The organism is Methylocella sp. CPCC 101449 (assembly GCF_031921685.1).
Classification (GTDB): domain Bacteria; phylum Pseudomonadota; class Alphaproteobacteria; order Rhizobiales; family Beijerinckiaceae; genus Terripilifer.
Map to the genome: position 1 here is coordinate 1,209,330 of NZ_JAPDHU010000001.1, position 21,537 is coordinate 1,230,866.

Below are 21,537 nucleotides of genomic sequence, written 5' to 3' on the forward strand. Positions count from 1 at the left end.
CTTGGCTTTTCGGGCCATGGGATCAGCCCTTCCAGTGCAACGCGGTCAGCAGCGTGAACAGGCGTCGCGCCGTGTCGAAATCGCATTCCACCTTGCCGTCGAGCCGTTCGGCAAACAGATGCGCGCCATCGTTGTGCAGGCCGCGCCGGCCCATGTCGATGGCCTCGATCTGCGCCGGCGTGGCCGTGCGGATCGCCGCATAATAGCTTTCGCAGATGGCGAAATAGTCGCGCAGGATGCGGCGGAACGGCGTCAGCGAAATGATATGGGTGACGATGTTCTGGCCATCGTGGCTGCGCACGTCGAGCGCCAGCTTCTTGTCGTGAATAGCGATATGCAGTGCATAGGGGCCGTCATCACGGCCCGGCAGAGCGAAATTGCTGTCCTCGATCAGATCATAGATCGCGATCATGCGCTCGTGCTCCTGATCGGCATTGCCTCGGCCGATGGAGGCCTCGTCAAGCGTTACAGTAAGCAGGCGGCGCGCATTCTCAGCGGTCATAGATCATCCAAGGTTGAGGCGGATGGCGACCGAGCGCGCATGCGCATCGAGCCCCTCCGCCTTGCCCAGAGCAATGGCCGGCGGCCCCAGCACGCGCAGGCTTTCAGCACTGCACCTGAGGAGCGAAGTCCGCTTCATGAAATCAAGCACGCCAAGCCCGGACGAGAAGCGCGCCGAACGCGCCGTCGGCAGAACGTGATTGGAGCCGCCGACATAATCGCCGATGGCCTCGGGCGTGTGCCCGCCGATGAAGATGGCGCCGGCGTTGCGCACCTTGGCGGCCAGGGCATCGGCATCCACCGCCATGATCTCGAGATGTTCGGGTGCCAGACGGTCAGCGATGCGAATCGCATTCACCAGCTTGTCGCATAGGATGACGGCGCCGAAATCGCGCCAGCTCGCGCCGGCGATGTCGCGACGCGGCAATGTCGTCAGTTGCCGCTCGACGGCTGCTATCACCGCATCGGCGAGGCCAGCGTCGTCGGTGATGAGAAGCGATTGCGCCGCCACGTCATGTTCGGCCTGGGCCAAAAGATCGGCGGCGATCCAATCGGGATTGGCGGTGCGATCGGCGAGCACGAGCACTTCGGAGGGGCCGGCGATCATATCGATGCCGACCTTGCCGAAAACGCGGCGCTTGGCCGCCGCGACGAAGGCATTGCCGGGACCGACGATCTTGGCGACGGGCGCGATGGTCTGCGTGCCATAGGCCAGCGCCGCCACGGCCTGGGCACCTCCGACACGATAGATCTCATCGACACCGGCGATATCGGCGGCGGCCAGCACCAGCGGATTGACGACACCGTCGGGCGTCGGCACCACCATGACGATGCGCGGCACGCCGGCCACTTTCGCCGGCACCGCGTTCATCAGCACGGAAGACGGATAGCTCGCCGTGCCGCCGGGCACGTAAAGGCCAACCGCTTCCACCGCGCTCCAGCGCCAGCCGAGCTCGACACCTTCCTCATCGTTGAAGTGCACATCGGATGGTCGCTGCCGCTGATGAAAGGAGAGGATGCGGCGATGGGCGAAATGCAGCGCGTCCACCGCCGCCTTGTCGCTGGCGGCGACCGCCGCGTCGATCTCCTGACGCGATATGCGCAGACCAAGCGCCCCGAGATCGACACGATCGAATTTCCGCGACAAATCCACCAAAGCGGCATCACCGCGCGCGATGACGTCTTCAATGATGGTCCGCGCCGCATTGTCGACGTCCTCGGACACTTCACGCTTCATGGCGAGCAGCGCCGTGAATTCGCGCTCGAATTCAGCATCGCGCATATCCAGCCGCACAGGCATACGATTACTCCTCGTGGCACGCAGTTCCAGCGCGCTCAGTCGTCAAATTTATTTATCGGTTTCGCCGAGCGGATGCCCGGGCACGGCCCGCGCCGACCAGCGCTCGCCCAGATCGCGCAATTGCGCATCGATACATTCGACATGCAAGCGCACCGCCGCTCCGCCGGAGAAGACCAGCTCGACCACCCCACCCGGCGCCTCTTCTTGCGAGAAGGTGATGCCGAGCAGATTGAGCGTGGTCTCGCGGTTCTTCGGATCGAAGCCGGACAAAGCCGCCTTCTGCACACTGTCGAAATGCAGGCCGGCGCGCGTGCGCTCGGCCTTGCCGGAGCAGGCGGCGGCCAGCCAATCGAACCGGCAGCCGACCATGGCGAAGCGACGCTGCGCCGGCAGATAAGCCATATCGGCGACGCGGAAAATAGCGTCCTGCATGGCAGCCGACAGCACTTCCACGTCCTCGCCGTCGACAGCGAACAGGCGGAGCGGTTCGGCAGATGTTTTCGTCGGCGCGTTCATCGGTTCATATCCACGTCATGGATCGGCACGGCTTGCACCGCGCCTATCGGGCCAGGCTGCTAGCCCGGATCGCTCAGGCGTTCGATCATCGCACCGCAGCCACTCAGCTTGTGCTCAAGCCGCTCGAAGCCACGATCGAGATGATAGACGCGATGGACGGTTGTTTCACCTTCGGCCGCCAAGGCGCCGATGACAAGGGACACCGAGGCGCGCAGGTCGGTCGCCATCACCGGGGCACCCTTGAGCTTGGGCACGCCCTCGACAATCGCCGTGTCGCCATCGAGCCGGATCTTGGCGCCGAGACGGGCCAATTCCTGCACGTGCATGAAGCGGTTCTCGAAAATCGTCTCCGTCACCCGCGCCGTGCCGGACGAACGGGTCATCAGGGCCATGAATTGGGCCTGCAAATCGGTCGGGAAGCCGGGGAAGGGATCGGTGGTCACATCGACGGGCGCGATACCGGCGCCATTGCGCTGGATGCGGATGCCGTGATTGTTCGAGGTGACGGTGGCGCCGGCTTGCGCCAGGTGGTCGAGCGCCGATTGCAGGAGATCGGGGCGAACGTTTTCCAGAAACACATCGCCGCCGGCCATGGCCACCGCCATGGCGAAGGTGCCCGCCTCGATGCGATCAGGCAGAACCGCGTGCTGCGCGCCACCGAGCGAACCGACGCCGGAGACTTCCAGCTCGGACGTGCCGATGCCCTTGATGCGCGCGCCCATTTTGACCAGGCAATTAGCGAGATCGGTCACCTCAGGCTCGCAAGCCGCGTTGCGGATCAGCGAGTCGCCATGGGCGAGCACCGCGCCCATCAACGCCGTGTGCGTGCCACCGACCGTGACCTTGGGGAAGTTGATCTCGCCGCCGCGCAGGCCCTTCGGCGCCTTGGCGACCACATAGCCGCTGTCGATGTCGATCTGCGCGCCGAGCTTTTCCATGGCCAGCAGCAGGAAATCGACCGGGCGCGTGCCGATGGCGCAACCGCCCGGCAGCGACACCCGCGCCTCACCCATGCGGGCAACCAGCGGTGCCAGCACCCAGAAGCTGGCACGCATGCGCGAGACCAGATCATAAGGCGCCGTCGTGTCGACGATGTCGCCGGCGGTGAAACGAATGGTCTGGCCGGCATGGGCGCTGTCGCCATTGCGCTTGCCGTCGATCATGTGATCGACGCCGTGATTGCCGAGGATGCGGATCAGCATGCGCACGTCAGCCAGACGCGGCACGTTCTCCAGCACCAAGGTTTCCTTGGTCAACAAAGAGGCGATCATGAGCGGCAGTGCCGCGTTCTTTGCCCCCGAAATTGGAATTGTCCCGTTAAGTTTTTGTCCGCCGACGATACGAATCCGGTCCATCTGCACTCTCAATAAGTGGCGTCATCTATGGCATCGCCAGGGACGCCTGTTGCGCCCTTTCTAACATGATTCCGGCCGGATCGAGGCCCCAATCACCAAGGGAGGTTACTGCTCTTCCGGGGCGCCCCCAGCCTTGCGGCCACGGGACTGGTCCTTGCGGCGCTTGAGATTGTCGCGCAGCGCTTGGGCGCGGCGGCGCTGGCGGGCCTCGGCGGCCACGGCCTTGCTGTTGGGCTCGGGCGTTTTGGCGGCGGAATCGGCCGTTTCGCCCTCGGATTTGGTGTCGGAAACCATGGGAAATGACATATAAACCCGTCGATCGGCGGGCAAGAGTGTCGTCAAGAGTGCCGTTTGGAAGGAATAACCCATGTCGCGGCGCCGGGCCGATGTCCTTCTGGTCGAAAAGGGCCATTTCGAGAGCCGGGCCCGGGCGCGCGCCGCCATCGAGGCCGGGCTCGTCTTCGCCAACGGCAAACAGGTGCGCCGGCCGGCCGAGGATGTCGCCGAGGATGCCGAAATCCAGGCCAGCGCCCCGCATCCCTGGGTGTCGCGCGGCGGACTGAAGCTGGTGGCCGCCCTCGATGCCTTCGGTTTCGACCCGAAAGGCCGCGTTTGCCTGGATATCGGCGCCTCGACCGGCGGTTTCACCGAGGTTTTGCTGGATCGCGGCGCCATCCGCGTCCATGCGGTCGATGTCGGCCATGGCCAGCTCCACGCCCGCCTGCAGAACGATCCCCGGGTCGTCTCCCGCGAGGGTACCGACGCCCGGCAGCTGACGGCGGCGGATTTTCCGGACGGGGCGCCCGAGCTGATCGTCAGCGACGTCAGCTTTATCTCCCTCAGCCTGGTCCTGCCACCGGTGCTGGCCCTGGCGGCGCCCCAGGCGCGGCTTGCCGCTCTCATCAAGCCGCAATTCGAAGCCGGGCCGGCCAAAGTGAACAAAGGGGTGGTGCGCGACCGCCAAGTCCATGAGGCCGTCTGCGCCAAAATCCGGGCGCTGGTGGAAGACCTCGGCTGGCGCTGCCTCGGTCTCGTGCCCTCCCCCATCGAAGGTGGCGACGGCAATCGCGAATTCCTGATCGGTGCGGCGCGCGGCTAGAGCTTTTTCACTCGGGACCCGTTAGACAGCACCATGTTCCGCACCAGCACCCTCACCATCGAACGGCTCGGCCAGCGCGGCGAAGGCATCGCCGTGAACGATAACGCGCAGGTCTTCGTGCCCTTCACCGTTCCCGGCGACGTGGTCGAAGCGGAACTTGAGGGCAGCCAGGGCCGGCTCGTGCGCGTGATCGAACCGTCGCCCGAGCGCATTGAAGCCTTCTGCACCTATTTTACCGCCTGCGGCGGCTGCGCCGTGCAGACGCTGGCGCCTGCGCCTTATGCGCAATGGAAAGCCGATCTCGTCAGCGCGGCGCTGATGCATCAGCGCGTCGACGCAATGGTCGCCCCACTCGTCGATGCCCATGGCGACGGACGGCGACGCGTTACCTTTCACGCCCGCATCAAACGCGATGCGCTGGAGCGCGCGACCATCGAAGTCGGCTTCATGCGCGCGCGGGCCCATGACATCGTCGATATCGATGCCTGTCCGATCCTGACGCCGGCGCTTGCCAGTGCGCCACGGGTGGCGCGGCGCATCGCGCAATTGTTGGCGCAAACCGGCAAGCCGCTCGACATTCTGCTGACCACGAGCCTCGAAGGGCTCGATGTCGACATTCGCGGCGTCGGCAAGCTCGCGCCGGCGCTGCGGCAGCAAATGGTCGAACTGGCACAGACGATCGATCTCGCGCGGCTTTCCAACCATGGCGAAGTGATCGTCGAGAACCGGCCGCCACGTTTGCAAATGGGTCGCGCCCTGGTGACGCCGCCGCCTGGCGCCTTTCTGCAAGCCACCGAGGCCGGCGAAACCGCACTGAGCGATCTCGTCAGGCAGGCCGTCGGCAAGAGCGAGCATGTCGCCGATCTCTTCGCCGGTGTCGGCACATTCAGTCTGCGTCTGGCCGAGAAGGCACGCGTGCTGGCCGTGGAAAGCGATGCGGCCATGGTCAATGCTTTGACGCGCGCCGCGCATACGGCAACCGGCCTCAAGGCGGTGACGGCGCAAACGCGCGATCTCTTCCGCCGGCCGCTGCCGCCTGCGGAATTGAAGGATTTCGACGCGGTCGTGTTCGACCCGCCGCGCGCCGGCGCTGAGGCACAGGCCAAAGCACTGGCGCAATCGGACGTGCCCGTCGTCGTCGCCGTCTCCTGCAATGCCCAGACGTTCGCGCGCGATGCCAGTCTCCTCATCGCCGGCGGCTACGACATCGGCGCGGTGACGCCGGTCGATCAGTTCCGGCACTCGGCGCATGTCGAAGTCGTCGCCGCTTTCAGCAAGCGGGCCGCACGCGGCACCAAGCGCAAACGCAGTCTGCTGGGTTAGACGCGCGAGCGGTGCGACAAGCCGAAGCCGTGGTGTCATCCCGGACACGCGCAGCGTGATCCGGAAACCAGGGGCAACAGGCACGATGTAGCCGATCGAGCGGCTACACGAAAAAAGCAGCAATGACACTGTGGCCCCTGGTTCCCGGGTCGCCTGCGGCGCCCGGGATGACACGGAGGCTTCGGCGACACGACAAAAAGGCGGCCACAGCTCAGGCGCGCAAACGCCGCCAGACGACCAGACCGAAGACAATGACCAAGGTTGCTGCCAAGCCGAACCAGGTGAAGGCATAGGACAGATGATCGTTGCGGATGTTGACGGTGGTGGCGCCGCCACGCAGCACCGCGCCTTTGGGATCAGGATCGGCATCGAGCGAAAACGGCGCCGCATCGGCCACATCCAGGGCCTTGGCGATCGAGGGCGGATCGCGCGTATACCAAGTGCGGCGGGACGGCTCGTCTGATGGCGTGAACATGTTGCGATCTTCCGGCCAGCGCAGCACGCCCGAAAAAGTGACGCTGCCGGTCACCTGATCGGCCGCCCGTTGCGCGGGATCGCGCAGACGCTCGGGCACGAAACCGCGATTGACGAAGAGCGTGCCGCCACCGTCCAGACGCAACGGCGTCATCACGTAAAAGCCCGCTTCGCCCAAACCCGCGCCAGCGGTGCGAAACACGAAGGCTTCCTTGGCGTGATCGAACACGCCGCTCACCGTGACATGGCGATATTCGTCGGCGGCTTGCGATAGCGACGGCCAGGACGAGGCTGGCGGCAAGGGTTGTGCCGGCGCCTTGAGCCGCTCGTCGATCTGGGCGAGCAGCCCTTCCTTCCACGTCAGCCGGTGCAATTGCCACACGCCCAGCGACACGAGGACGGCGAAAACCGCCGTGGCGAACAACGCCGGCAAAAGCAGCGGACGGGCGCGCGCGGCCCAGCCGGCACTCATTGGTCGAAGCGCCCCTGCTCGGCCTTGTTGCGATATTGCAGAGCGATGAGCAGGCCTTTCAGCGGCCGCAGCATGCCGAGGCAGACGATGATCGTCAGCGGCAGGAAGATCACCATGTGAACCCAGAACGGCGGCTCGTAATTGAGTTCCGTCCACAGCGCCGCACCCAACACCAGGAAGCCGGCGAACAAGGTGACGAAGACGGCAGGGCCATCGCCGGAGTCGGCGAATTTATAATCGAGCCCGCAGACATCGCATTTCGGTGCCAGATTGATGAAGCCGTTGAACAAGCGCCCTTGCCCGCAGCGCGGGCACCGGCCGGCCAGGCCCGTCGCATAGGGCGATTGCGGCGCATGGTAGTTGTTGTTGAAATCCATCTCGACCCCGAAACAAAAAAGGGCGGCTTGTCGCCGCCCTTTATAGCAGGTCTGACGCGGCCGTCAGTGCGTCGCGATCGGAGCGCCGTGATTGCCCCAGACGTAGATGCAGCAGAACAGGAACAGCCACACCACGTCGACGAAGTGCCAGTACCAAGCGGCGAATTCGAAGCCGAGATGCTGCGTCGGCGTAAAGTGGCCGGCATAGGTGCGCACCAGACAGACGATCAAGAAGATCGTGCCGACCAGCACGTGGAAGCCGTGGAAGCCGGTCGCCATGAAGAAGGTGGCGCCGTAGATCGAATCCTTGAAGCCGAACGGCGCGTGGGCATATTCATAAGCCTGCACGCAGGTGAAGATGGCGCCGAGGATGATCGTCAGCCACAGGCCCTTCTTCAGACCGTCGCGATCGCCGTGCAGCAGCGCATGATGCGCCCAAGTGACGGTGGTGCCCGAGGTCAGCAGGATCAGCGTATTCAAGAGCGGCAGGTGCCACGGATCGAACACTTCGACGCCCTTCGGCGGCCAGATACCGCCGAGGAATTCGGCGCGCGCCACCTGATGCACTTCGTTGGGGAAGAGGCTGGCGTCGAAGAAGGCCCAGAACCACGCCACGAAGAACATCACCTCGGAGGCGATGAACATGATCATGCCGTAGCGATGGTGAATCTGCACGACGCGGGTGTGATAGCCCCCCTGCGCTTCGCGCGTCACGTCAGCCCACCAAGCGGCCATGACATAGAGAATGCCGATGAAACCGGCACCGGCGATGTAGGGCCCGAGCTTCAGGCCGAACATCATCATGCCCTTCATCCACATGATCGCGCCGACCGCGGCCAGGAAGGCCGAGATCGAGCCCATGAGAGGCCATGGGCTCGGGTCGACGAGGTGATAATCGTGGTTCGGTTTGGCGTGGCCGTCAGCCATGAGCGTCCTCGTTTGGTCCTAGAAGATCTTGCTAAAGATTGGCCTTATCCGCTTCCTTCGCCGCAGCAACGGGCGATTTCTGGCGGACGGGCATGAATGTGTATGACAGCGTGAGACTTTGCACCTGTCGCATCGTCTCTTCGTTTTCGAGTGCCGGATCGAGATAGAACACGACGGGCATGTCCATGGTCTCGCCGGGGCCGAGCGTCTGTTCGGTGAAGCAGAAGCAGGAAATCTTGTTGAAGAAGCCGCCGACCTGATCGGGCGCGACATTGTAGGTCGCGATGCCGGTCACCGGCTTATCGGACTTATTGACCACTTTGTAGAAAACGGTGGCGGTCTCGCCCGTGCGCAGCCGCATCTGGCCGATCTCGGGCTCGAAGGTCCAGGGAATGCCGCCGCCGACATTGGCGTCGAAGCGCACGGTCAAGGTGCGTTCGCCGACGCCGGTCGCCGGGCCTTTCGCGATGATCGGCGTGCCGCCGAAGCCGGTGGTGCGGCAGAACATTTCATAAAGCGGCACGGCGGCGAAGGACATGCCGAGCATGAACAGTGAGGTGCCAGCGACAGCGATCGCGATCCGGCGATGCGCCCGCGCCTGCGGCGTCTTGGTGGTCACTTGGTCGTCCGGAAGTTCGCTCATCGCTTTTCCTATAACGGCCGATCAAACATGCCCGCGCCAAGCTTGGCCCAGGTAATGACATAGAAGAGCAAGGCAAAGAAGCCGATGGTCAGGCCCAGCGCCAGGTTGCGCGCACGGCGGCGCTTCTGCTGCTCCGGGGTGAGCCGGATGCCGGTGGACTTGTCGTTCTCTGTCGGATGATCAGCCATGGCGGTCACTCAGAAGCCCCACCGCACGAGCACATTCTCGACGACGACGACAGCGAAGAGAATGAACAGATAGAGGATCGAGAAGCCGAAGAGCTGCTTGGCGGCCCGATCGGCCACGGCGCCGGTGCGCACCAGCCAGACCCGAATGGCCAAAGCCAGCATGGCGAGGCCGCAGACAGCGGAGACGACACCATAAACCGGCGAAGTAAAGCCGAGAACCCAAGGCGAAACGCCAAGCGGCACCAGCAGGATCGTATAGATCAGGATTTCGAGACGAGTGCGATCCGGCCCTTTGACATTGGGCATCATCGGCACGCCGGCGGCGGCATAGTCTTGCGACTTGACCAGCGCCAGCGCCCAGAAATGCGGCGGCGTCCACATGAAGATGATGGCGAAAAGCACGACGCTCGACAGGCCGATGCTACCGGTGGCGGCGGCATAAGCGACCACCGGCGGGAAGGCGCCAGCGGCACCGCCGATGACGATGTTCTGCGGCGTCGAGCGCTTCAGCCACATCGAATAAACGACGGCATAGAAGAAGATGGTGAAAGCCAGCAGGCCGGCGGCAAGCCAATTGGTGGCGATGCCAAGCAGCATGACCGAAAACACCGAGAGGAACAGACCGAAGGCCAGAGCCTCGCCCGGCTGCACGCGGCCTGACGGAATCGGCCGCGTCTTCGTGCGGCTCATCACCGCGTCGATGTCCGCGTCGTACCACATGTTCAACGCGCCGGAGGCGCCAGCGCCGATGGCGATGGCAAGAAGCGCGGTGAAGCCGAGCACCGGATTGATCTTGACCGGTGCGATCAACAGGCCGGCGAGCGCGGTGAAGATGACCAGCGACATAACGCGCGGCTTAAGCAGCTCGAAATAGTCGCCCGGACCCGCCAGCGAAACGAGCGCAGGATCAAAGCCTTTCTGGTCGCTGACGAGACTCATTCGGTCTACCTGCACCCAACCTGTTTACTTCAATGCGGCCGTGGGGCCGGCTCAGTGATCTGAGCCGGTGATACGCGGCAGCGTCTCATACTGATGGAACGGCGGCGGCGACGGCAGCGTCCATTCCAGCGTGGTGGCGCCTTCGCCCCACGGATTGGCACCAGCTGGAACCTTACGCGCGAAGGCGCTCCAGATGATGTAGAGGAACAGCAGCACGCTGAGGCCCGAGATGTAAGAGCCGTAGGACGAGATTTCGTTCCACAGCAAGAACGCATCCGGGTAATCGACGTAACGACGCGGCATGCCGGCGAGGCCGAGGAAGTGCTGCGGGAAGAACGTCAGGTTGACGCCGATGAACATCATCCAGAAGTGAATCTTGCCGAGCGTCTCGTTGTACATGTAGCCCGACATTTTCGGGAACCAGTAGTAGAACGCGGCGAAGATGGAGAACACGGCACCGAGCGACAGCACGTAGTGGAAGTGCGCGACGACGTAATAGGTTTCGTGCAACTGGCGGTCGATACCGGCATTGGCCAACACAACGCCGGTGACGCCACCGACCGTGAACAGGAAGATGAAGCCGATCGCCCAGATCATCGGCAGGCGGAAGGTGATGGAACCGCCCCACATGGTGGCGATCCATGAGAAGATCTTCACGCCCGTCGGAACCGCGATGACCATGGTCGCAAACACGAAGTAGCGCTGCGTGTTGAGCGACAGGCCGACGGTGTACATGTGGTGCGCCCACACGACGAAGCCGACGAAACCGATGGCGACCATCGCATAGGCCATGCCGAGGTAGCCGAAGATCGGCTTCTTCGAGAAGGTCGAGACGATGTGGCTGACGATGCCGAAGCCCGGCAGAATCAGGATGTACACTTCCGGGTGACCGAAGAACCAGAACAGATGCTGGAACAGGATCGGGTCACCGCCGCCTTCCGGATTGAAGAAGGTGGTGCCGAAGTTACGATCGGTCAGCAGCATGGTGATGCCGCCAGCCAGAACCGGCAGGGACAGAACCAGCAGGAAGGCGGTGATCAGCACCGACCAGGCGAACAGCGGCATGCGATGCAGGGTCATGCCCGGCGCGCGCATGTTGAAGATCGTGGTGATGAAGTTGATCGCGCCCAGGATCGAGGAAGCGCCGGCGATGTGCAGCGACAGGATGACGAAATCCATCGCCGGACCGGGGTGACCGGCGTTCGCCGACAACGGCGGATACATGACCCAGCCACCGCCGAAACCATGCATGCCGGGCGGACCGTCAACGAACATCGAGATCAGGAGCAGCGAGAACGACGCCGGCAGCAGCCAGAACGAGATGTTGTTCATCCGCGGGAAGGCCATGTCGGGCGCGCCGATCATCAGCGGCACGAACCAGTTGCCGAAACCGCCGATCAAGGCCGGCATGACCATGAAGAAGATCATGATGACGCCGTGGCCGGTGATGAACACGTTGTAAAGATGCTTGGCGTGATCGAGCGAACCGTCGCCGCTCAGCGCCTTCGAAATCCACGGGAAGATGTGGACGCCGGTGCCGGCGAGTTCGGCGCGCATGGCGATCGAGAGCGCTGTGCCGATGAGGCCCGCGAAGATCGCGAAGATAATGTAGAGCGTGCCGATGTCTTTGTGATTGGTCGAGTACAACCAGCGGCGCCAGCCAGTCGGCAGCGGATGCGCGTCGCCATGATGATCGTCGTGGGTGGCTGCGTGAGATGCCATGTTCGTATTCCTTGAAAACCTTCGACTACATCAAGACGGTTGCGTTCAGTTGTTGCTCTCGGTCGCCGCGAGGCGGACCGGAGTTTCAACCGCCGCGAATTTCTTCTGACCTTCAAGGAGCCAGGCCTTGTAGGCTTCTTCGCTGACGACACGGAAGACGATCGGCATGTAGGCGTGGTCCTTGCCGCAGAGCTTGGAACACTGGCCGTAGTAGATGCCTTCCTTCTCGGCCTTGAACCAAGTCTCGTTCAAACGACCGGGCACGGCGTCGATACGCACGCCGAAGGCGGGAACGACGAAGGAATGGATGATGCCGACCACATCGGCGGTGACCTGCATGCGGACGACCTTGTTGACCGGAACGACCGCTTCGTTGTCGACGTCCAGGAGACGCAGCTTGCCGGGGGCGAGCGTGTCCTGATCGAGCAGGCGCGACTGGAACTCGAAACCGCCGCCTTCATCCTTCGGGTAGGAATAGGTCCAGGCCCAAGAGGCATTGCCGGTGACCTTCACGGTCAGGTCGGCATCGGGAATGATGAGCTGGTGATTGAGCAGGCGGAAGGAGGGAATGGCGATGCCGAGCAGGATGAGCACGGGCACGACCGTCCAAGCCACTTCCAGGAGCGCGTGGTGCGTCGTCTTCGAAGGCACCGGATTGGCGCGGGCGTTGAACTTGAGCACGATGTAGATCAGCAGCGCCAGAACGAACAGGCAGATCACGGTGATGATCGGCAGCAGGATGGCGTTGTGGAAGAAGTCGATCTCGTGACCGATCACGGTCACCGATTCCGGCAGGCTGATCTGGCCGGGGCGCGGCGCGCCGACCATGCCTTGCGCCAGCGCCGGCCAAGCGGCGGTCGCTGCCCCGATTGCCGCCAAAGATCCTGCAACTGACCGGAGCATACCCGCGCGGAAAATCTTAGTTGTCATGAAAGTCGCCGCTCCCGTCAAAACGAATGACGATTTACAGCCTGTTAGTCGAGCCGGCAAACCGCCAGCGGCCCATCAGGCAAACCCCTGGAGCCAAACGATTGCCACGGCTCCTTTGGATCGGTTCCAACCACAATCCGCCAGCGAGCGCAACACGGCGTTCCGTCGCGATCCGTGCGGCATAAGGGCGCGTAAATTTGCCGCTGTTTCGCATCGATTTCGCGACCGGCCGCGCAAGCGCCGAGATTGCCTTCCACAGCCGCCTTCCGTAATTGCCTTGGACGACACGGCCTTCGATAATTGCCGGCAACGTGATTCGGCCGCTTTTCTGTGTTCAGCCGGTCCCAGAAAGCCTGCGCCTGGAGACTTCATGACTATCGCAACGCCTACTCGCTTGGTTCGGATCGCGCTCGGCGCGCTTGCCTTGATGTTCATCGGTACTCAGGCCATGGCGCAGCCGGTGGTGCGCGGCAAGCATGGCGACTGGGAGATGCGCTGCGAGACACCGACCGGCGCCAGCCGCGAACAATGCGCGTTGATTCAATCGGTTGCGGCTGAAGACAAGCCCAATATGAACCTCGTCGTCATCGTCTTGAAGACGGCGGACGGCAAGTCCCGGCTGCTGCGCGTGATCGCGCCGCTCGGCGTGCTGCTGCCGGCGGGCCTGGGTCTCAACATCGACCAGGCCGACAAGGGCCGCGCCGGCTTCGTGCGCTGCATCCCCTCGGGCTGCATCGCCGAGGTGGTGATGGACGACAAGTTGTTGGAAGAATTGCGCAATGGCAAAACAGCGACGTTCATCGTCTTCGAGACGCCCGAACAAGGGACCGGCATCCCGTTAACCCTAACAGGGTTTAAAGACGGCTACGAAAAGCTGCCGTAAGGCTGCGTTGAAAATCTCGTATCCTATTGAATGATAGAACATTTTTTCGACGAGGCAGGTTTTCGGCGCAAGCTTCGCCGCCCCGCCGGAACCTCGGTCACCGGGTAGCCAGTGGCCCGATATTAAGATAATTCTCCCCGCAATCGCGTCCGGCTGGTGTGAAATCCGGCCTTATCGGTCAAGAGTCACGGAGTAGAGACATGCGTCAGGCAACCACGGCGGCCCGGACTTTTCGGTTTTCGCTGGCCCTGGCAGCCATGGGCGTGCTCTCCGGCTGCGCCGGCGGCGGCAGCGGCGACCCGGCCGACTCGATCGGTAACGTTCTCGCCCGCGGCGCCTTCGGCGGCGTCAAGGAACAGCCGGTCGATCCGCGCCCGCCAAGCGAGGCCGATGTGGTTTGCCCGACCGTCGACGTGCGCGAGGGCGGCGCCGCCTATCGCGTCTATGCCGGTGGCCAATCGAACGAATCGCTACGCTATCAATATTCGCTAGGCGACGTCGTACGCGACTGCCGCGTGATCAACGGACAGATCCTCATCAAGGTCGGCGTCGAGGGCAAAGTGCTACTCGGCCCCGCCGGCCAGCCGTCGAATTTCTCCGTGCCGGTTTATGTCGGCGTGCGCGCCGAAAACGGCGAAAAGATCGTCACCAGCAAGCTTTATAATGCTTCGGTCTCGATCCCGTCGGGCCAGAGCCAAGGTGCGTTCACGGTGGTCACCGACGAACTGGCCGTGCCCTATCTGCGTGACGGCGCCAACGAGGATTATCTGATTTTCGTCGGCTTCGAGAACCCCGGCCGCGGCGCGCCGCGCCCGCGCACTGCCCGCCGCCATCGCTAAGGCGCCATAAGCAAAGTTGCGTTTCTCCCGAAACGCAATTTGCTCTAATCGTGGGCCATCGCCCGCGACATTTGTGAATTTGCAAAAATTTCTGCCCACCGCGAATTGACAGGCGGTCGCGGTCGGCTACCCTGGCCGCCGTCAGATCAAGACCCTCCGCGGAAGAGACCGGATCGGCGCAAGCCGCTTCGGCGCCGAAGGCGCAACCGCCCCGGAAACGCTCAGGCCAAAGGACCGCGAGGGGGATGACACTCTGGAAAGCGACTCGCCTTACAAAGCGGGTCCACCGACGGGCGTAACCGGCTGTCGCATTTGCGACGCGGGAAATCTCTCAGGTCACCGGACAGAGGGGGCGCAGGATCAAGGTCAAGGCGACCGGGTCGTGCGTCGTACTCCTGTTTGAGGTGTTTCCGGGCATGTCCACTGACGTCAGGCACACGCCGCTTCACGGTCTCCATCAGGCGCTCGGCGCCCGCATGGCGGCGTTCGCCGGCTATGACATGCCGATTCAATATCCCACCGGCATTCTCACCGAACATAATTGGACGCGCAGCAGCGCTGGCCTGTTCGACGTGTCGCACATGGGCCAGGCTTTTCTCGCCGGGCCCGATCACGCCACGACGGCGGCGGCGCTCGAAACATTGTGTCCCGCCGACGTGCAGGGCCTGACACCCGGCCGGCAGCGCTACTCGCAATTCCTCAATGCGGACGGCGGCATCCTCGACGATTTCATGGTGGCGCGTCCGCTCGGCGCCGATGGCACGCTCGCGCTCGTCGTCAATGCCGGGCGCAAGGACGACGACTACGCTCATCTCGAATCGGCGCTGCCGAAATCCGTGCGGCTGGTGAAGCGCGACGATCGTGCCTTGCTGGCGCTGCAAGGCCCGCTCGCGGCGGACGTGGTGACAAGCCTCGGCGGCGCCATCGCCGACATGGCCTTCATGAGCGTGCAGCCGATCACGCTCGGTGGCATTGCCTGCGAGGCCTCGCGCTCCGGTTATACGGGCGAGGATGGTTTTGAAATTTCCGTGCCGGCGGAGCGCGCCGCCGATCTGTGGACGCTGCTCAGCACCGATGCGCGCGTGAAACCGATCGGCCTTGGCGCGCGCGATTCGCTGCGGCTTGAAGCCGGTCTTTGCCTTTATGGCCACGACATCGATGAGACCACGTCGCCGATCGAGGCAGCGCTGACCTGGTCGATCGCCAAGCGGCGGCGCGAACAAGGCGGCTTTCCTGGCGCCGCGCGCATTCAACGCGAGATCGCAGAAGGGCCGCGCCGCAAGCGCGTTGGCCTCACGCTCGAGGGCCGCCAGCCGGTGCGCGAAGGCGCCGAGATCAATACGCAAGGCAGCGCCACCGGGATCGTCACCTCGGGCACATTCTCACCAAGCCTCAATCGCCCCATCGCCATGGGCTATGTCGGCGCCGGCCAGGCCGCCAACGGCACGGCGCTCGACATCGTCGTGCGCGGCAAGGCGCTGCCGGCGCAGACCGCCGCCATGCCTTTCGTTCCCCATCGCTACAAACGCTGATCCGAAACACCGCCTTCTGAGGAGCCAATCGTGAGCACCACCTATTACACGCAAGACCACGAATATATTCGCGTCGACGGCAATGTCGGCACCGTCGGCATCACCGACCATGCGCAGCAGCAATTGGGCGACATCGTCTTCGTCGAACTGCCGGCCTCCGGCAAGATCGTCGCCAAGGGCGAGCAGGCGGCCGTCGTCGAAAGCGTCAAGGCGGCGAGCGAAGTCTATGCGCCGGTCAGCGGCGAAGTGATCGAAACCAACGGCGAGCTGGAAAGCGAGCCCGCGAAGGTCAACGAAGATGCCGCCGGCAAAGGCTGGTTCCTCAAACTGCGCATCAAGGACGCGGGTGAACTGTCCGGCCTGATGGACGAAGCGGCCTATGCCGCCTTTGTCAAAACCCTCGATTGATCAGGGGATTTTCTTCCATGCGCTTTCTGCCGCTGACCCCAGATAACCGCGCCGAAATGCTGCTGCGTATCGGCGCAACCGGCATCGACGATCTCTACGGCGACGTGCCGCGCGACAAACTGCTCGCCAAGGCGCCCAATTTGCCGCGTCACGCTTCCGAAATCGAAGTCGAGCGGACTTTGGGACGGATGGCCGAGCGCAACATCGACGCACGGTCCGCACCGTTCTTCGTCGGCTGCGGCGCCTACAAGCATCACATTCCCGCCAGCGTCGATCATCTGATCCAACGCTCGGAATTCTTGACCAGCTACACGCCCTATCAGCCGGAGATCGCCCAGGGCACCCTGCAAATGCTGTTCGAATTCCAGACGCAGGTGGCCTCTCTCACCGCCATGGAGGTCGCTAATGCCTCCATGTATGACGGCTCGACCGGCACCGCCGAAGCGGTGCTGATGGCGCACCGGCTGACCAAGCGCAAACGCACCGTGCTCTCCGGCGGCCTGCACCCGCACTATGGCGAAGTGGTGCGGACGATTTCGCGCATGGCCTCCGACGACGTGGTGAGCCTGCCGGCCGATCCGACGGCGAGCGAAAACATTCTCGACCAGATCGACAGCAGCACCTCTTGCGTCGTCGTGCAATCGCCGGATGTGTTCGGCAACCTGCGGGATCTCCGACCGATCGCGGCGAAATGCCAGGCGCAAGGTGCGCTGCTGATCGCCGTCTTCACGGAAGTGGTGTCGTTGGGCCTCGTCGAAGCGCCTGGAGCCATGGGTGCCGACATCGTCGTGGGTGAAGGGCAATCGATCGGCAATGGCCTCAATTTCGGCGGCCCTTATGTCGGCTTGTTCGCCACGCGGCAGAAATATGTGCGGCAGATGCCGGGCCGTCTTGCCGGCGAGACGCGCGATGCGGAAGGGCGGCGCGGTTTCGTGCTGACGCTCTCAACCCGCGAACAGCATATCCGCCGTGAGAAAGCAACCTCCAACATCTGCACCAATTCGGGCCTGTGCGCGCTCGCCTTCTCCATCCACATGAGCCTGCTCGGACAGGCCGGCTTGCAGAAGCTCGCGCGCGTCAACCATGCCAATGCGGTGAAACTGGCCGATCTCCTGGCGCGCGTTCCCAATGTCAGCGTGCTCAACGAGACCTTCTTCAACGAATTCACCATCCGCATCAAAGGCAGCGCCGCGCGTGTCATCGAGGACCTGGCGGAGCGCGGCGTTTTGGGCGGCGTACCGTTCTCGCGGCTCGCGCCGGGCGCCGGCCATGACGATCTGATCGTCGTCGCTTCCACCGAAATGAACACCCAAGCCGACCGAACAGCCTATGCGGCCGCGCTGAAAGGATTGATGTGATGCTGAACACGCAGGGACGCCCCACTCACGCTGGCGATATCGGTGTGACCGGCCGCAACACGTTCACGCGCAACCGCGCCTTGCAGATGGAAGAGGCGCTGATCTTCGAGACTGGCCATCTCGAAACCACCGGCCTCGACATCGAGGAGCCCGACGCGTTCACGCCGCGTCTCGGCGCGCATGCGCGCAAGAGCGACATTGGTTTGCCCGGCCTCAGCGAGCCGGAAACCTTGCGCCACTACGTGCGCCTGTCGCAGAAAAACTATGCCATCGATGCCGGCCTCTATCCGCTCGGCTCATGCACGATGAAGCATAATCCGCGCATCAATGAGAAACTGGCGCGACTGCCGGGCCTTGGCGACATTCATCCGCTGCAGCCGCAATCGACGGTGCAAGGCGCGCTCGAACTGATCGAGACCCTGGCCCATTGGCTGATGACCTTGACCGGCATGCCGGCGGTCGCCATGTCGCCGAAAGCCGGCGCGCATGGCGAGGCCTGCGGCATGATGGCGATCAAAGCCGCCATTGAAGCGCGCGGCGAAGGCGCGACACGCAAGATCGTGCTGGTGCCCGACAGTGCCCATGGCACCAATCCGGCGACCGCTGCATTGATCGGCTATCAGGTGCGGGCCATTCCCGCACGCGCCGACGGCACGGTGAGCGCGCAAGCGGTGCGCGATGCGCTGGGTCCCGACGTCGCCGCCATCATGTTGACCAATCCCAACACGTGCGGCCTGTTCGAGAAGGAAATCGTCGAGATCGCCGCGGCCGTGCATGAAGCCGGCGCCTACTTCTATTGCGACGGCGCCAATTTCAACGCCATCGTCGGCAAGGTGCGGCCCGGCGATCTCGGCGTCGATGCCATGCACATCAATCTGCACAAGACCTTCTCCACGCCGCATGGCGGCGGCGGCCCAGGTGCCGGCCCGGTGGTGCTGTCGGCCGCGCTGGCGCCGTTCGCGCCGGTGCCGTTCATCCGCAAGGAAGGCGATGCGTTGCGGCTGGTCGAGGATGCCGAGGGCACGCAGAGCTTTGGCCGCATGACCGCCTTCCATGGCCAGATGGGCATGTTCGTGCGCGCGTTGTCCTATGCCCTGTCGCATGGGTCCGACGGTTTGCGGCAGGCCTCGGAAGATGCGGTGCTGAACGCCAATTACATTCGCGCCTGCCTCGCCGACCTGATGTCGCAGCCGTTTGGCGATCGCTTCTGCATGCATGAAGCCTTGTTCGACGACCGCTGGCTGAAGGATACGGGCATTACCACGCTCGATTTCGCCAAGGCGATGATCGACGAGGGCTACCATCCGATGACGATGTATTTCCCGCTCGTCGTGCACGGTGCCATGCTGATCGAACCGACCGAATCGGAATCGAAGGCTTCGCTCGATCTGTTCATCATGACCATGCGCGATCTCGCCCAGAGCGCGCGCAATGGCGAAGCCGAACGCTTCTCCGGCGCGCCTTATCTGGCACCCCGCCGCCGCCTCGACGAAACATTGGCGGCACGCCAGCCGATCCTGCGCTGGCAACCGCCGGCGGCGGTGGCGGAAGCGGCGGAGTAAGCGAAACCATTTCAAATCTCAGCGCGTTGATGGCTCAGGGCAGATCATATCTGCCCTGAGAAGGCTTGCCTTACTCTGACCTTCATGACGGGACAAACAGGGTGGCAAGCCGATTCAGCGCTGGATGTCATGCTGAATTTAAAAGGGAAACAGCGTCGCCCGCGCAAGGCGACCGATCATCGGAATAACCGGCATGTCGCGCTCCCGCAAAATTCTGTCCATTCTCGGCGCTCTGGTGGTTGTTGGCGGCGTTGTCGGCACAGCCGTTTACTATTTCACCCGCGGCGTCGCCGACACGGCCACCGAATTCTTTACGGCCATCGCGGCATCGGGACCGGAGGCCGCTTACCGCAAGACATCGTCGGCGTTTCAGCAGGCGATGAGCGAGCGCGATTTCATCGCCTTCGTCGAACGGGCCGGGCTCAATCGCTTCAAGAGCGCGTCCTGGCCCAGCCGCGAAATCCAGAGCGGCAAGGGCACGCTCAACGGCACGATCGTTCTCAACGAAGACGTATCCCTGCCGGCGAAAGTCGAGCTGACCAAGAATGCCGAAGGCACATGGCAGGTGTTCAACTTCACCCTGCAACTGCCCGGCGCCCACGCCGACAGCCCGCAGCCACAGAAGATCACCTCCACGACACAGCCCGGCGATGAAGTCGGCGCGCGCTTGGGCGATCGATCCTGGACGGCGCTCGGCAGTTCCATCATTGCTTTGAAACTCGGCTCCGCCATTCTCGTCAACACCGCGCCGATCGTCGATCCGCAGAGCCATGATGTCGATCTGACGACCTTGCGCCTCCAGTTCGATGCCGATGCCTCGGGCACGCAGGCGCTCGGCCGCAGTTGCCAGCAGAACGCGCCCTGTCTCGAGCTGAACACCGGCGACAGCCATTACAAGATCGACGACAACGCCACTTTGGCCATCACCAAGCGGGACGACAGGCGGATCGAAGGCGTGTTCTCTGCCCGTATGGTGTCGCTGGAAGGCAAGATCGCCGTCGAGAACGGCCATTTCAGCGTGACAGTGAAACAGTAAGTTTAGTCCATCGCCGCCCAGCCGAATTTCAGCAGCGGCAGGGTCGCCTTGCCGAACTCGGCCGCTGCCGCCACCAGTTTCGGCCCATCGAGAATGAGCTTGTCGGTGATCGGCTTGCGGATGATGAAATTGCGGGCGCGCAACGCTGGCCAAAGTTTTTCGTCGGCATCCTGAAAGTCGCGCGGGTTGCGCTTCAAGGCTTCGTTGGTCGAGAGCACGAGGCCCGCCTCCTTCAGCTTGCTCTCGATGGTGAGCCAGGCGGCGCGTTTGGCGACGATGGCCTTGCGCATAGCGAGAAGCTGCGGCGGCTCGGGATGATAGAAACCGGCGGCGAGGAAACAGCCTTCCGGCGAAATATGCGTGTAGAGCAGGCCGGGCGAGCCCTTGCCGCCCGTGCGCGTCACCACGCAGCCGGCATTGGTCTTGTAGGGCTGTTTGTTCTTTGAAAAACGGACATCGCGGTTGAGGCGAAAGGTGGCCTTCTTCGGATCGCCCTTGAGCGGCAGTTTCTGCGTGGCGCAGGCCACGGAGAGCGCCGCGACATAAGCCTCCAGTGGCTCCTTCACCGCGCTGACATAAAGCGCGCGATTCTCCTCGAACCATTCGCGCGTCTGATGGAAACCGAGCGCCTTGAGGAATTTCAGTGTTTCGGGCACGAAGCCGGGAAAGGCCGGCGTGGCAGCTTTAGGCATGGATTATTTGTCTTCCGGTTCGAAACGCAGCGCCACACCGTTCATGCAATAGCGATCTCCCGTCGGGCGTGGGCCATCGGGAAAGACATGGCCGAGATGACCGCCGCAGCGCGCGCAATGCACTTCGACGCGCGTCATGAAATGGCTGTTGTCGGTCGAGGTTTCGACCGCGCCGGCAAGCGGCTGATAGAAACTCGGCCAGCCGGTGCCAGATTCGAATTTCGTTTCCGAACTGAAGAGATCGCCACCACACCCGGCGCAATGGAAAACGCCCTTGCGCTTTTCCGCGTTCAACGGGCTGGTGCCGGCGCGCTCGGTGCCGTGCTGGCGCAGCACCTGAAAGGCCTGCGGCGACAGTTCGGCGCGCCATTCGGCGTCGCTCTTGGCGACGGGAAAGGTCTTCTCTTCCGCAGGCGTGGATTTGCTGAACAGACCCATGACCTCGCTCCTTCAACGGTTCG

General features: G+C 63.4%; 24 protein-coding genes and 1 riboswitch. Of the genes, 9 read left to right on the top strand and 15 right to left on the bottom strand.

What is annotated here, in order from left to right; translation table 11 throughout:
- Positions 1–22: 22 nt before the first annotated feature.
- The 5 genes from OIM99_RS05500 to OIM99_RS05520 form a co-directional block, all read right to left on the bottom strand.
- Entirely contained in the window at positions 23–502 is a 480-nt protein-coding gene (locus OIM99_RS05500; RefSeq protein ID WP_311849322.1) for a UPF0262 family protein, read from the bottom strand.
- A 3-nt stretch (positions 503–505) separates the two neighbouring features.
- Positions 506–1,801: a histidinol dehydrogenase gene (hisD, locus tag OIM99_RS05505; protein ID WP_311849323.1), complete on the bottom strand. Its 1,296-nt coding sequence runs from the start codon at positions 1,799–1,801 to the stop codon at positions 506–508.
- A 48-nt stretch (positions 1,802–1,849) separates the two neighbouring features.
- A complete protein-coding gene (locus OIM99_RS05510; protein ID WP_311849324.1) occupies positions 1,850–2,317 on the bottom strand; it encodes a DUF2948 family protein in 468 nt (155 codons plus the stop codon).
- 59 nt (positions 2,318–2,376) lie between these two features.
- The gene (gene murA / locus OIM99_RS05515) at positions 2,377–3,672 is read right to left on the bottom strand and encodes a UDP-N-acetylglucosamine 1-carboxyvinyltransferase (protein ID WP_311849325.1); all 1,296 of its coding nucleotides are present in this window, start codon (positions 3,670–3,672) and stop codon (positions 2,377–2,379) included.
- 105 nt (positions 3,673–3,777) lie between these two features.
- A complete protein-coding gene (locus tag OIM99_RS05520) occupies positions 3,778–3,978 on the bottom strand; it encodes a hypothetical protein (RefSeq protein ID WP_311849326.1) in 201 nt (66 codons plus the stop codon).
- A gap of 61 nt (positions 3,979–4,039) precedes the next feature.
- On the opposite strand from OIM99_RS05520, the gene OIM99_RS05525 reads away from it, so the two are divergent.
- The gene (locus OIM99_RS05525) at positions 4,040–4,771 is read left to right on the top strand and encodes a TlyA family RNA methyltransferase (RefSeq protein WP_311849327.1); all 732 of its coding nucleotides are present in this window, start codon (positions 4,040–4,042) and stop codon (positions 4,769–4,771) included.
- 33 nt (positions 4,772–4,804) lie between these two features.
- Positions 4,805–6,094, top strand: a complete 1,290-nt coding sequence (locus tag OIM99_RS05530; RefSeq protein ID WP_311849328.1) for a class I SAM-dependent RNA methyltransferase — start codon at positions 4,805–4,807, stop codon at positions 6,092–6,094.
- A gap of 211 nt (positions 6,095–6,305) precedes the next feature.
- Here OIM99_RS05530 and OIM99_RS05535 read toward each other — a convergent pair whose 3' ends face one another.
- The 8 genes from OIM99_RS05535 to coxB form a co-directional block, all read right to left on the bottom strand.
- The gene (locus OIM99_RS05535) at positions 6,306–7,040 is read right to left on the bottom strand and encodes an SURF1 family protein (protein ID WP_311849329.1); all 735 of its coding nucleotides are present in this window, start codon (positions 7,038–7,040) and stop codon (positions 6,306–6,308) included.
- Positions 7,037–7,417 carry a DUF983 domain-containing protein gene (locus OIM99_RS05540; protein WP_311849330.1) on the bottom strand — a complete coding sequence of 127 codons (381 nt, stop codon included), beginning with the start codon at positions 7,415–7,417 and terminating at the stop codon, positions 7,037–7,039. Before OIM99_RS05540 ends, OIM99_RS05535 begins: the two co-directional genes overlap by 4 nt.
- 63 nt (positions 7,418–7,480) lie before the next feature.
- Complete coding sequence (locus tag OIM99_RS05545; protein WP_311849331.1) at positions 7,481–8,344, bottom strand: cytochrome c oxidase subunit 3; 864 nt, start codon at positions 8,342–8,344, stop codon at positions 7,481–7,483.
- Between the two features lie 31 nt (positions 8,345–8,375).
- Positions 8,376–8,987, bottom strand: coding sequence for a cytochrome c oxidase assembly protein (locus OIM99_RS05550; protein ID WP_311849332.1), 612 nt, complete (start codon positions 8,985–8,987; stop codon positions 8,376–8,378).
- 8 nt (positions 8,988–8,995) lie between these two features.
- Entirely contained in the window at positions 8,996–9,175 is a 180-nt protein-coding gene (locus OIM99_RS05555) for a hypothetical protein (RefSeq protein ID WP_311849333.1), read from the bottom strand.
- A gap of 9 nt (positions 9,176–9,184) precedes the next feature.
- Positions 9,185–10,114, bottom strand: coding sequence for a heme o synthase (locus OIM99_RS05560; protein WP_311849334.1), 930 nt, complete (start codon positions 10,112–10,114; stop codon positions 9,185–9,187).
- A 51-nt stretch (positions 10,115–10,165) separates the two neighbouring features.
- On the bottom strand, positions 10,166–11,836 hold the full coding sequence (gene ctaD, locus OIM99_RS05565) for a cytochrome c oxidase subunit I (RefSeq protein WP_311849335.1): 1,671 nt from the start codon (positions 11,834–11,836) through the stop codon (positions 10,166–10,168).
- A gap of 45 nt (positions 11,837–11,881) precedes the next feature.
- Complete coding sequence (coxB, locus tag OIM99_RS05570; protein WP_409371474.1) at positions 11,882–12,766, bottom strand: cytochrome c oxidase subunit II; 885 nt, start codon at positions 12,764–12,766, stop codon at positions 11,882–11,884.
- Positions 12,767–13,136: 370 nt separating this feature from the next.
- On the opposite strand from coxB, the gene OIM99_RS05575 reads away from it, so the two are divergent.
- From OIM99_RS05575 to OIM99_RS05605, 7 genes are all read left to right on the top strand, one after another.
- Entirely contained in the window at positions 13,137–13,649 is a 513-nt protein-coding gene (locus OIM99_RS05575) for an invasion associated locus B family protein (RefSeq protein ID WP_409371502.1), read from the top strand.
- A gap of 200 nt (positions 13,650–13,849) precedes the next feature.
- Complete coding sequence (locus OIM99_RS05580; RefSeq protein ID WP_311849336.1) at positions 13,850–14,488, top strand: hypothetical protein; 639 nt, start codon at positions 13,850–13,852, stop codon at positions 14,486–14,488.
- A gap of 149 nt (positions 14,489–14,637) precedes the next feature.
- A riboswitch (glycine riboswitch) is annotated at positions 14,638–14,735 on the top strand.
- 169 nt (positions 14,736–14,904) lie between these two features.
- Positions 14,905–16,020, top strand: a complete 1,116-nt coding sequence (gcvT, locus tag OIM99_RS05585) for a glycine cleavage system aminomethyltransferase GcvT (protein WP_311849337.1) — start codon at positions 14,905–14,907, stop codon at positions 16,018–16,020.
- Positions 16,021–16,050: 30 nt separating this feature from the next.
- On the top strand, positions 16,051–16,428 hold the full coding sequence (gene gcvH, locus OIM99_RS05590) for a glycine cleavage system protein GcvH (protein WP_311849338.1): 378 nt from the start codon (positions 16,051–16,053) through the stop codon (positions 16,426–16,428).
- Between the two features lie 17 nt (positions 16,429–16,445).
- Positions 16,446–17,786: an aminomethyl-transferring glycine dehydrogenase subunit GcvPA gene (gene gcvPA / locus OIM99_RS05595; RefSeq protein ID WP_311849339.1), complete on the top strand. Its 1,341-nt coding sequence runs from the start codon at positions 16,446–16,448 to the stop codon at positions 17,784–17,786.
- Positions 17,786–19,348, top strand: a complete 1,563-nt coding sequence (gene gcvPB / locus OIM99_RS05600; RefSeq protein WP_311849341.1) for an aminomethyl-transferring glycine dehydrogenase subunit GcvPB — start codon at positions 17,786–17,788, stop codon at positions 19,346–19,348. Before gcvPA ends, gcvPB begins: the two co-directional genes overlap by 1 nt.
- Positions 19,349–19,541: 193 nt before the next feature.
- On the top strand, positions 19,542–20,384 hold the full coding sequence (locus OIM99_RS05605) for a hypothetical protein (protein ID WP_311849342.1): 843 nt from the start codon (positions 19,542–19,544) through the stop codon (positions 20,382–20,384).
- Between the two features lie 2 nt (positions 20,385–20,386).
- On the opposite strand, the gene OIM99_RS05610 is transcribed toward OIM99_RS05605, so the two are convergent.
- Both OIM99_RS05610 and msrB read right to left on the bottom strand, forming a co-directional pair.
- Positions 20,387–21,076 carry a DUF2461 domain-containing protein gene (locus OIM99_RS05610; RefSeq protein ID WP_311849343.1) on the bottom strand — a complete coding sequence of 230 codons (690 nt, stop codon included), beginning with the start codon at positions 21,074–21,076 and terminating at the stop codon, positions 20,387–20,389.
- Between the two features lie 3 nt (positions 21,077–21,079).
- On the bottom strand, positions 21,080–21,514 hold the full coding sequence (gene msrB / locus OIM99_RS05615; RefSeq protein WP_311849344.1) for a peptide-methionine (R)-S-oxide reductase MsrB: 435 nt from the start codon (positions 21,512–21,514) through the stop codon (positions 21,080–21,082).
- Positions 21,515–21,537 lie beyond the last annotated feature (23 nt).

Bases quoted from the DNA above. Each gene is read 5' to 3' on its own strand.
- OIM99_RS05500 (WP_311849322.1), bottom strand. From the start codon at position 502: ATGACCGCTGAGAATGCGCGCCGCCTGCTTACTGTAACGCTTGACGAG.
- hisD (WP_311849323.1), bottom strand. From the start codon at position 1,801: ATGCCTGTGCGGCTGGATATGCGCGATGCTGAATTCGAGCGCGAATTC.
- OIM99_RS05510 (WP_311849324.1), bottom strand. From the start codon at position 2,317: ATGAACGCGCCGACGAAAACATCTGCCGAACCGCTCCGCCTGTTCGCT.
- murA (WP_311849325.1), bottom strand. From the start codon at position 3,672: ATGGACCGGATTCGTATCGTCGGCGGACAAAAACTTAACGGGACAATT.
- OIM99_RS05520 (WP_311849326.1), bottom strand. From the start codon at position 3,978: ATGTCATTTCCCATGGTTTCCGACACCAAATCCGAGGGCGAAACGGCC.
- OIM99_RS05525 (WP_311849327.1), top strand. From the start codon at position 4,040: ATGTCGCGGCGCCGGGCCGATGTCCTTCTGGTCGAAAAGGGCCATTTC.
- OIM99_RS05530 (WP_311849328.1), top strand. From the start codon at position 4,805: ATGTTCCGCACCAGCACCCTCACCATCGAACGGCTCGGCCAGCGCGGC.
- OIM99_RS05535 (WP_311849329.1), bottom strand. From the start codon at position 7,040: ATGAGTGCCGGCTGGGCCGCGCGCGCCCGTCCGCTGCTTTTGCCGGCG.
- OIM99_RS05540 (WP_311849330.1), bottom strand. From the start codon at position 7,417: ATGGATTTCAACAACAACTACCATGCGCCGCAATCGCCCTATGCGACG.
- OIM99_RS05545 (WP_311849331.1), bottom strand. From the start codon at position 8,344: ATGGCTGACGGCCACGCCAAACCGAACCACGATTATCACCTCGTCGAC.
- OIM99_RS05550 (WP_311849332.1), bottom strand. From the start codon at position 8,987: ATGAGCGAACTTCCGGACGACCAAGTGACCACCAAGACGCCGCAGGCG.
- OIM99_RS05555 (WP_311849333.1), bottom strand. From the start codon at position 9,175: ATGGCTGATCATCCGACAGAGAACGACAAGTCCACCGGCATCCGGCTC.
- OIM99_RS05560 (WP_311849334.1), bottom strand. From the start codon at position 10,114: ATGAGTCTCGTCAGCGACCAGAAAGGCTTTGATCCTGCGCTCGTTTCG.
- ctaD (WP_311849335.1), bottom strand. From the start codon at position 11,836: ATGGCATCTCACGCAGCCACCCACGACGATCATCATGGCGACGCGCAT.
- coxB (WP_409371474.1), bottom strand. From the start codon at position 12,766: ATGACAACTAAGATTTTCCGCGCGGGTATGCTCCGGTCAGTTGCAGGA.
- OIM99_RS05575 (WP_409371502.1), top strand. From the start codon at position 13,137: ATGACTATCGCAACGCCTACTCGCTTGGTTCGGATCGCGCTCGGCGCG.
- OIM99_RS05580 (WP_311849336.1), top strand. From the start codon at position 13,850: ATGCGTCAGGCAACCACGGCGGCCCGGACTTTTCGGTTTTCGCTGGCC.
- gcvT (WP_311849337.1), top strand. From the start codon at position 14,905: ATGTCCACTGACGTCAGGCACACGCCGCTTCACGGTCTCCATCAGGCG.
- gcvPA (WP_311849339.1), top strand. From the start codon at position 16,446: ATGCGCTTTCTGCCGCTGACCCCAGATAACCGCGCCGAAATGCTGCTG.
- gcvPB (WP_311849341.1), top strand. From the start codon at position 17,786: ATGCTGAACACGCAGGGACGCCCCACTCACGCTGGCGATATCGGTGTG.
- OIM99_RS05605 (WP_311849342.1), top strand. From the start codon at position 19,542: ATGTCGCGCTCCCGCAAAATTCTGTCCATTCTCGGCGCTCTGGTGGTT.
- OIM99_RS05610 (WP_311849343.1), bottom strand. From the start codon at position 21,076: ATGCCTAAAGCTGCCACGCCGGCCTTTCCCGGCTTCGTGCCCGAAACA.
- msrB (WP_311849344.1), bottom strand. From the start codon at position 21,514: ATGGGTCTGTTCAGCAAATCCACGCCTGCGGAAGAGAAGACCTTTCCC.